We start from the raw sequence: 9,410 nt of genomic DNA, 5'->3' as shown, positions 1-9,410 counted from the left end.
GCATTCAGCACGCGTATCTGGGTGTGCGGGATCATGGTCTCGGCGTAACGCGGCGATTCAGGGTGATCCAGGAAGAGCCGGCGCAGCGTCGAAGGCGAGTCCCGGCCCAGCCCGCGCGCCACGGCGGCTTCGTCCTTGGCTGGGGCGGTCTTCAGTACCTTTGCCGCCGTGTTGAGCGAGGCGGTGTCGGTTTCGGCGGACGATAGCTGGGACAGATTGGTGATGACTTGAGGCGAGCCGGCGGCTTGGGGAGGATACGGCGACCGGGACGCGGAGGAGAGAGCGGTGGAAGGAGGGGAGGCGGCGGACGATGCCTGCGAAGAACATCCCGCCGTCAAAGCGGCGAGCAGCGTCGCGCCGAGCATCGCTGCGCCGCTAAGGGCGCTGAAAATCGTCCTCGCGCGCCCGCCGGCGCCGACTTTGCGCGTCCAACCGTATCGTACGCCGTATCGCATGAACCATCCCTGCCCGGAAAAACGCAAGAACTCCCCTTTACGGGCGCTGCGCTCGCTGCACTGCAAACCCCGCAGTTTAATATCCTGGCGCCAGGCGGACAATGACAACCCGCCGGTTCGTGGTTATGTTGACTGCAAAGGTCAAACGGCGGGCGAGGGTAAAAGCCGAGGATTTAAGGGTAAAAGCCGACGATTTAGAAGTTCTATCGGCAGAATTTGAGGCGAATTGAACGGTCCCGCCGGCTGAGATAGAATCTCGGAGCAAGAAGGACACCAATGAAAACGGGAATTCATCCTGAATACCATCGATGCGTAGTTACCTGCGCATGCGGCAATACGTTCGAGACGCGTTCGACGGTCAACGAGCTGCAGGTCGAGGTTTGCTCGAATTGCCATCCCTTCTACACCGGCACTCAGCGGCTGGTGGACACGGCCGGACGGATCGAGCGGTTCAATCGCAAGTACGGCCGTAAAGTAGCATAGCAACCTCCGCTGCCCGTGACGCCCTGCGATGCGTCCGGGCGGGCGGGGGATCGGTTTTGAAGTAGCGCGGCTGGCCGACTGACGGTAGCCGCGCTAAATTTTTGCCACCGCGCGGCGTCCAACCGGGCGCCTGCGCGAACCAGGTGCCGATGCTCGACAAGCTCAAGGGAATCGAGGAGCACTTCGCCGAACTGGAGCGGCGCCTCAGCGATCCGGCGGTAATCTCCAACAATCGCGAATATGCCGCGCTTGCCCGCGAGCGCTCATCTCTCACCGAAGTGATCGGAGCGATCCGCGAATACCGCCACACGCTCGACGAGATTACCGATCATCGCGCCGTCCTCGAGGGCGACGACGAGGACCTGCGTGAGCTGGCGAAGGCGGAGCTGCCAGCGCTGCAAAAGCGCCAGGCCGACCTGGAAGAGCGGATCAAGACGCTGATCACGCCACGTGATCCCAACGACGAGCGCAACGTCATGCTGGAAATTCGCGCCGGGACGGGCGGCGACGAAGCCTCCCTGTTCGCGGGCGACCTATACCGGATGTACACGCGCTACGCGGAGCGCCATCGATGGAAGGTCGAGCCGCTCAGCCTCAGCACGACCGGCCTTGGCGGAATCAAGGAAGTGATCGCGCTCATCGCGGGCCGCGGCGCCTACAGCCGGCTCAAGTTCGAGGGCGGAGTCCATCGCGTGCAGCGCGTGCCGGCCACCGAAGCCTCGGGCCGCATCCACACCTCCGCGGTGACGGTCGCGGTGATGCCCGAGGCTGACGATGTCGAGGTCAACATCAACGAGGAGAAAGACCTGCGCATCGACGTGATGCGCGCGTCGGGGCCGGGCGGCCAGAGCGTCAACACCACCGATTCTGCCGTGCGCATCACGCACATCCCGACCGGGATGGTAATCGTCTGCCGCGACGAGAAATCGCAGCACAAGAACAAGGCCCGTGCACTCAAAATTCTGCGCTCGCGCCTGCTCGAGGCGGCGCAGGCCGAGCAGGACGCCAAGATGGCGGCGACGCGCAAATCGATGGTTGGCACCGGCGACCGCTCGGAACGCATCCGCACCTACAACTTCCCTCAATCTCGCGTGACCGACCATCGCGTCAACCTGACGCTCCATCAACTCGACCAGGTGCTCGACGGCGCGCTCGATCCGCTCATCGATGCGCTGGCGACGCGCGAGCAGGCCGAGGCGCTCAGCGCCTGAGCCCGATGAATTCCGAAGGTACCGCCGAACAAGCTCCCGCGGCCCGTGCGGCCGCGGCGGCGATGGCGGATGCGCGCGCGCGCCTTGCCAGGGCCGGAGTTCAAAGTGCGCGGCTCGATGCGGAGTTGCTGCTGGCGGCGGCGGCCGGCGTGTCGCGCGCCGCCGTTATCGCAAACGCGGCGCGGATCGACGCCGACGTGTTGGACCGCTTCGAGGCGATGGTCACGCGGCGCGCGGCGCGCGAGCCGCTCGCCTATATCGTCGGCCGCCGCGAGTTCTTCTCCCTTGACTTAATGGTTCGTCCCGGCGTGCTCATTCCGCGCCCCGAGACCGAGACCGCGGTCGAAGCTGCGCTGGATTTCCTGCGCACGCACCCGGCCGCTTACGTGCTCGATATCGGCACGGGGTCTGGAGCGATCGCAATCGCGATTGCCGCCAACGCGCCTGAGGCGCGAATCATCGCCGTGGATATATCTAAAGTATCACTTGAGATTGCCGCTGGAAATGCGGCGCGCCATCGATGTGACCATCGAATCGCCTTTCTTGAGGGCGATTGTTTCTCCGCGCTCGATGCCGACGGGACGCCATTCGATCTGATCGTTTCGAACCCTCCCTATATCGCCCGCTCCGAGATTGCGGCGCTTGAGCCCGAGGTGCGCGACTTCGAGCCGGGGATCGCACTGGAGGGCGGAAGCGACGGGATGGACTTCTATCGCAGGATCGCGGCGGGTCTTGCGCGATGGCTTGCGCCCGGGGGTGAAGTGATACTTGAAATCGGGGCGGACCAGGCTGGCGCGGTGGCGGCGATGATGCACGGAGCGGGATGCTCCGCGACGAAGCGGCTCCGCGACCTGGCGGGCGTCGATCGCGTCGTGCGCGCGCTCCGCGCGGCGTGATTTTCTTGCGCGGCGGCCGCGGACCTTTTGTCGCACATTGCCGCCGCACTCCCTATACTGGCGCTCTAAAATAAACCGCGCCGGATGCGAACGCGCGCGCGAGTCAGGATTCGCACTCGCACGGTTCGGGGGCAGAACCGCATCTTTACATGGACAAGATGATAATCCGCGGCGGCGCGCCGCTTCGCGGCACGGTGGACCTTTCGGGCAGCAAGAACGCCGCCCTGCCGTGTCTGATGGCCGCATTGCTGACCGACGAACCGGTACTGATCCGAAACGTGCCGCGGCTGCGCGACGTGCGGACTTCGATCGAACTGCTCGGCCGCCTCGGTGTCGAGTCGCGCTGGGCGGGCGATCATGAGGTCGAATTGCGCGCGCGCACGATCGCTTCGCACGAGGCTCCCTACGACCTGGTCAAGACCATGCGCGCCTCGTTCCTGGTGCTGGGGCCGCTGCTCGCGCGCGCCGGACGAGCGCGGGTTTCCACGCCGGGCGGATGTGCGATCGGTGCGCGTCCGATCAACCTGCATATCGCGGGGATGCGGATGCTCGGAGCGCGGCTGCAGATGCGCCACGGCTATGTCGAGGCGCATGCCGCGAGCCTGCGCGGTGCGCGCGTATGGCTCGACTCGCCGTCGGTCGGCGCAACCGAGAACATCATGATGGCCGCGGTGCGCGCGCCCGGCCGCACTTTGATTGAAAACGCCGCCCGCGAACCCGAAGTGCAGGATCTCGCACGGATGCTGTCGGCGATGGGCGCGCATATCTCCGGCGCCGGCAGCCATGTAATCGAGATCGAAGGCGTCGAACGCCTGAGCGGCGCCGAGCATAGCGTGATTCCCGATCGTATCGAGGCCGGTTCGCTGATGATCGCGGCGGCAATAACCGGTGGCGACGTGATCGTTCGCGGTGCGCCGCTCTGCCATCTGGAGGCTGTCATCGCCAAGCTCGGCGAGGCCGGCGTGACGGTCGAGCGGGTGGCGGACGGGTTGCGGGTTACGCGCACGGGGGCGCTTTGTCCGGTCGAATTGCGCACCCTTCCGTATCCCGGATTTCCCACCGACCTGCAGGCGCAGATGATGGCGCTTCTGACTCAGGCCGCCGGAACGTCGGTCATCACGGAAACCATCTTCGAAAACCGCTTCATGCATGCGCTCGAGCTGATGCGCATGGGCGCCGATATCGTGATGAAGGGGCCGACCGCGGTGGTGCGCGGTCCCTCCGCGCTCTGCGGCGCGCCGGTGATGGCGACCGATCTGCGTGCGAGCATGGGGCTCATCCTGGCCGGCCTCGCCGCCGAGAACCACACCGAGCTAAGCCGCGTGTATCATCTCGACCGCGGCTACGAGGCGCTCGACGCCAAGCTCGCGGCGCTGGGCGCAAGAGTCGAGCGGGTCAGCGAAGAGGAAGCCGCATAAACGATGAGCCTCGCAATCCTGAACTCGCACAGCGCTGCCTTTCGCCGCTTTCTCGACGCGATGCTCCGCCGGCGCGGGACCGACGGCGCATCGATCGACGCGGCGGTGGCGAAGATAATCGCCGCCGTGCGCCGGCGCGGAGATCGCGCGCTGCTGGAATTCAGCGCCCGCTTCGATCGGGTCAGGCTTACGCCCGCACGGTTGCGGGTGCGGCCTGCGGAGATGGAAGCCGCGCGGCGCGCGCTCGCGCCCGCCGAACGCCGCGCGCTCGAGCTAGCGGCGCGGCGAATTCGCGAGTTCCATCGCCGTACGCTCGGCCGCTCGTTCCACTATCGCGACGCTTCGGGCATGCGTCTCGGCCAGACGGTGCGGCCGCTTGCGCGGGTCGGAATCTACGTTCCGGGAGGGCAGGGCGCTTATCCTTCGACTGTCCTGATGAACGCGATTCCGGCGCGCGTCGCAGGCGTGGATGAAATCGTGATGGTATCGCCGCCGTCGCCCGCGGGCGACTCGGCCGCGGTGCTGGCCGCCGCCGCGATCGCCGGCGTGGACGAGTTTTATCGCGTAGGCGGCGCGCAGGCGGTCGCCGCGCTCGCCTACGGCACGCGGACTATCGGCGCGGTCGATAAAATCGTCGGCCCCGGCAATGCATGGGTGCAGACCGCCAAACGGATGGTCTACGGCGCGGTCGATATAGACAAAATGGCGGGACCGAGCGAAGTGCTGGTGATCGCGGACCAAAGCGCGCGCGCCGATTGGGTCGCGGCCGACCTTATCGCCCAAGCCGAGCACGGCTCAGGCGACGAGGCCGCCGTGCTGCTGACGCCCTCGCGCGCCACGGCCGAGCGCGTTGCCGCCGCGATCGAAAAAGCGCTTGCCGATCTGCCGCGTGCGGCCGTGGTCAGGCGCGTGTTCAACCGGCGCGGCGCGCTGGTCGTGGTCGATAGCCTCGAGGAGGCGTTCGCGCTGGCCAACCGGATCGCCCCCGAGCATCTCGAACTTGACCTCAAAGATGCACCGCGATGGTCAAGGCGTGTGCGCGCGGCCGGAGCGGTGTTCGTCGGCGAGCATAGCCCCGCGCCGCTCGGCGACTATCTCGCCGGGCCGAATCACGTGCTGCCCACGGGCGGCGCCGCGCGTTTCGCCTCGCCGCTCGGCGCATACGACTTTGTCGCGCGCACCAGCACGATCGAAGCCTCGGCGCGAGCGATCGAGAAACTTGGGCCCGCGGTCGTGCGGCTTGCGCGGATGGAAGGTTTCGAGGGTCATGCGCGGGCCGTCGAGCTGCGCCTGGAGCGCAGGGGCGCGCGCGCCGCGGGACGGCGATAAGATGGCGGTAAGAACCGGGACCAAAAATGCCCGGGAACCGGTTACGCAAAGCTCGCGCGACAGGTAATATGTTCAGCCAGACATGGCCAGCAAATCTCAGCTGAAGGCTCCGCGCCTTAAGGTTGCGCCTGCCGGCAAGCCGGCCGCCCGTTCGGCCGCGGTCGAGCGCAAGACGCGCGAGACCGAGGTCAAGGCCGTACTCAATCTCGACGGCGGCGGCCGCGGCGCGATTGCAACCGGTGTTCCGTTTCTCGACCATATGCTGGAGAGTTTCGCGCGCCACGGCTTCTTCGATCTCGAGGTTCGGGCGCGCGGCGATCTCCATATCGACGAGCATCACACGGTCGAGGACGTCGGGATCGTGCTCGGACGCGTCTTTCGCCAGGCGCTGGGCGATCGCGCGGGTATCCGCCGCTTCGGCGAGGCGATGGTGCCGCTGGACGAGGCCCTCTGTTCGGCGGTGGTGGACATCAGCGGCCGCAGTTACCTCGCCTACAACGTGCCGATCGCGCAGGAGCGCGTGGGAAACTTCCAGACCGAACTGGTCCACGACTTCATGAAAGCCTTCAGCGATGAGGTCGGGATGAACCTGCACCTGACGCTGATCGGCGGGCGCAACCCTCATCACGTGATCGAGGCCGCGTTCAAGGCGCTCGCACGGGCGATGGACCAGGCGACGGCGCGCGAGCCGCGCTCGGGCGGCGCCGCGCTCTCGACCAAGGGTACGCTTTCGTAAAGACGCTTGTTCGAACAGTTCACCATAATTCCTTCGATCGATCTCAAGGGCGGCGAAGTCGTGCGCCTGTTGCGTGGCGATATGGACCGCGCGACGGTCTATGGCAGCGACCCGGCGGCGGTCGCGCACGGCTTCGAGCGCGAGGGCGCCCGGATAATCCACGTCGTGGACCTCGACGGCGCGATTGCCGGCGCACCGCGGAACCTGGACTCGATCCGCGCGATCCGCTCCGCGGTCGGCTGCGCGATCGATGTAAGCGGCGGGTTAAGGACGGCCGAATCGGTGCGAGCGGCTATCGCGGCCGGAGCGGACTACGTGTCGATCGGATCGGCCGCGATATTGAATCCGCCGATGTTCAAAGAGGTCTGCCGGGAGCATCCCGGGCGCGTCTTCGGCTCGATTGACGTGCGTGAGGGGTGTCTGGCGATCAAAGGATGGCGCGAGACAAGTCAGCTTGTCGTGGCCGACGCTTTAGAGCGCTTTCAGCAGGCTGGAGTAGCGGGGATTGTCTTGACCGACATATCACGCGATGGTACGCAAAATGGTGTCGACATCGAGATGTACGAGTCGGTCGGGCGGTCCGTGCAGGCGCCGGTAATCGCGTCGGGCGGGGTTGCGCGAATCGACGACTTGATTGCACTGAGCCGGCTGTTTCGGTGCGGAATAGCGGGCGCAATCACGGGCCGGGCGCTTTACGAAGGTCGCTTCACGCTTTCGCAGGCGATCGCCGCTACGACGTAGCGCGAAGGAGTATCTGAGACCTGTGGGGCGTCAATGGTTCTTTTTAGCCGGTGTTGGCTTTCAGAAATGCGCGAAAAATCAGCAGATTAGCTCGTCTGACAAGAAAAGCGTCATCGATAGGCAGAAAAGGTATTGCATCCGATCAGTAAAACGTACAGGATGCATAAGCATAACATAGATGAATTAGAACTAAATCGGAGCATTTCCGGTTAAGTTCGCTGTTCAACGTCTTTCGAAGCATTACGGGGTCCGCACTCGAAAGGTCAGATTGTGGCCGTCTTCACCATAGTCCTGCCCGTGCTGCTCGGAGTGATGGCTCTCGGCGTGGATTTCGCACTTATCTACTTCAACTGGTCGATGGTACAGAAGGCGGCTGACGCGGCAGCGCTGGCGGGAGCCTCGCAGCTCACGGGAGTTGCCGGCTCTGCATCCACTGTTCAGCCGGCCGTAGTGAATTACGTCAACGGCTATGCCTGCATAAACGGGATCAACGATCCCGCGGCCACCTATCCGACTTTGTGCACGGAGACGACGCATCCGGGCGGGTTCGTCGATAAAATCGTCTTCACGAACGTCACCGACACGGAGGTTTCCGTCGGCATCAAGCGTACGGTTCCATACTACTTCGGCAAATTGATCGGGCTTAACACGGCGAACGTCGCGGCGAAAGCGACTGCGGCGGTCGACCCTATAGGAACGGTCACCAGTGGGCTTTTCCCCGTCGGTATTCAATGCAACAGCCCATGCAGCACGGTCAATCTTGACCCAGGTCAGGTGACTTCGTTCGGCTCGAAGTTCGTGGGCGGTCTGGCGCCTGGCAATTGGGACTGGCTCGATCTTGGCCAGGGAAAGGGCGCAAGTGCGCTCGGAAGTGCGATACAAAACGGCGCCTCGGGCAGTTTTTCAATAAGCGAAGATGTCGGTTCAGCCCCCGGTAACAAGGGCAATTCCGGGCCGGTGAAGAAGGGCCTCAACGCAAGGTTGTCTTCTTGCGCGACCACTACTGCCGCCACAGATCCCTGTCAAAACGGTGCATTGGTCGGCGGCACGAATGGCATCGGTGGAACGAGCGGGGTTCCGAGCAATGACCCGTGCCTGGTTACCATGCCCGCGGTTGACTTCACTGGATGCAACGGCGGGAGTTGCAGCATGCCGATCGAAGCTTTTGCACAGATCTACCTGGAGCAAAACAGTACCGGGACCGATATCGAGGGCTGCTTTATTCGGACACTTAGCCCCAGCGCTGTAGGGAGTAGCAGCGCCCCCAATCTCGGTCCACTGGCGCCGCCTATCCTGATCAACTAGCAACGGCGCGACTGATTATTGAAAGACCTTCTTGATTCTTGCGGAGATCCCTAGATGAAGAGAGGCGCCATTGCTCCCGGGCGCATGGGGCAGGCGATGACCGAGTTCTTGTTCATCGCGTTCGTCACTTTTATCATTCTGTTCGTCGCTATTCAGATGGCTGCTATTGGGCGCGAGTACATGGCGCTCGGCCAGTTGAATTACCAGGTTGCACGCTGGGCGACGAGTCCCACTAACAACGCTCTTAAGGACACCAGCGGCAATCCGGTCAACAGTCCGCAGTGCGCCGATGTGGCCACTCTCATCAAGGGCAACAGCGTATCGCCCTACTCGAGCGTCAGCGGCATTGCGTCGGGATATATGGGAAAGATTGGCTTCGGGAATACCAACTGCGGCTCCCCGCCGCCCGGTGGAATTGGCGTCGCGATGAACTGCGTTGCGGCTGGCGGTAAGACATCGACGCCCTGCGCTGCCCAGAGGGCGCCCGGCACTGAGGTCCAGATTACATTGACCATGGACACGAGCCCCATTCTCTTCTTGACGACCTCGAAGACTAACCCTAATTTCCTGGGAATCCCGTTCCCCAAGACGCTTTCGAGCGAGCAGACGATGCTGACCCAGTAGGGTCGGAGCACCGCAACCTAAAAGAACGCCTTCAAAACGGCGCCGGGCCCGACGGTCCGGCGCCGTTTGCTTTGTGCGCCCAGCATGGCGCGTGACTTAAGAGGTGGAAGTCCTCTGTGCGAGCAGGCCGCGTCGAGCACTAGCGAAGCGCAAAGGCGTCATCGTGAGATGGGGTCTGGAGGAAGCGTGGAGCAAAGCCGCGAGCCGACGAA

General features: G+C 64.2%; 10 protein-coding genes. 9 read left to right on the top strand and 1 reads right to left on the bottom strand.

Annotation, left to right across the window (positions count from 1 at the left end):
* Positions 1–557, bottom strand: a 557-nt coding sequence (locus VMI09_13295) for a hypothetical protein (protein ID HTQ25662.1), incomplete at its 3' end; no start/stop codon positions are given.
* A gap of 174 nt (positions 558–731) precedes the next feature.
* Between VMI09_13295 and rpmE the strand changes: the two genes are divergently transcribed.
* From rpmE to VMI09_13250, 9 genes are all read left to right on the top strand, one after another.
* Positions 732–938 carry a 50S ribosomal protein L31 gene (gene rpmE / locus VMI09_13290; protein ID HTQ25661.1) on the top strand — a complete coding sequence of 69 codons (207 nt, stop codon included), beginning with the start codon at positions 732–734 and terminating at the stop codon, positions 936–938.
* A gap of 149 nt (positions 939–1,087) precedes the next feature.
* The gene (gene prfA, locus VMI09_13285) at positions 1,088–2,149 is read left to right on the top strand and encodes a peptide chain release factor 1 (protein ID HTQ25660.1); all 1,062 of its coding nucleotides are present in this window, start codon (positions 1,088–1,090) and stop codon (positions 2,147–2,149) included.
* Positions 2,150–2,154: 5 nt separating this feature from the next.
* On the top strand, positions 2,155–3,045 hold the full coding sequence (gene prmC, locus VMI09_13280) for a peptide chain release factor N(5)-glutamine methyltransferase (protein HTQ25659.1): 891 nt from the start codon (positions 2,155–2,157) through the stop codon (positions 3,043–3,045).
* Positions 3,046–3,194: 149 nt separating this feature from the next.
* The gene (gene murA / locus VMI09_13275; GenBank protein HTQ25658.1) at positions 3,195–4,463 is read left to right on the top strand and encodes a UDP-N-acetylglucosamine 1-carboxyvinyltransferase; all 1,269 of its coding nucleotides are present in this window, start codon (positions 3,195–3,197) and stop codon (positions 4,461–4,463) included.
* A gap of 3 nt (positions 4,464–4,466) precedes the next feature.
* The gene (gene hisD, locus VMI09_13270) at positions 4,467–5,792 is read left to right on the top strand and encodes a histidinol dehydrogenase (GenBank protein HTQ25657.1); all 1,326 of its coding nucleotides are present in this window, start codon (positions 4,467–4,469) and stop codon (positions 5,790–5,792) included.
* A gap of 82 nt (positions 5,793–5,874) precedes the next feature.
* Complete coding sequence (hisB, locus tag VMI09_13265; GenBank protein ID HTQ25656.1) at positions 5,875–6,528, top strand: imidazoleglycerol-phosphate dehydratase HisB; 654 nt, start codon at positions 5,875–5,877, stop codon at positions 6,526–6,528.
* 6 nt (positions 6,529–6,534) lie between these two features.
* On the top strand, positions 6,535–7,269 hold the full coding sequence (gene hisA / locus VMI09_13260) for a 1-(5-phosphoribosyl)-5-[(5-phosphoribosylamino)methylideneamino]imidazole-4-carboxamide isomerase (GenBank protein HTQ25655.1): 735 nt from the start codon (positions 6,535–6,537) through the stop codon (positions 7,267–7,269).
* 270 nt (positions 7,270–7,539) lie between these two features.
* Positions 7,540–8,574 carry a TadE family protein gene (locus tag VMI09_13255; protein HTQ25654.1) on the top strand — a complete coding sequence of 345 codons (1,035 nt, stop codon included), beginning with the start codon at positions 7,540–7,542 and terminating at the stop codon, positions 8,572–8,574.
* Positions 8,575–8,628: 54 nt separating this feature from the next.
* Positions 8,629–9,198, top strand: a complete 570-nt coding sequence (locus VMI09_13250) for a hypothetical protein (protein HTQ25653.1) — start codon at positions 8,629–8,631, stop codon at positions 9,196–9,198.
* Positions 9,199–9,410: the final 212 nt, after the last annotated feature.

Source organism: Candidatus Binataceae bacterium (genome assembly GCA_035500095.1).
Classification (GTDB): domain Bacteria; phylum Desulfobacterota; class Binatia; order Binatales; family Binataceae; genus JAKAVN01.
The sequence above is the reverse complement of the archived record's forward strand: the minus strand, read 5'-3'. Positions and strand labels throughout refer to the sequence as shown.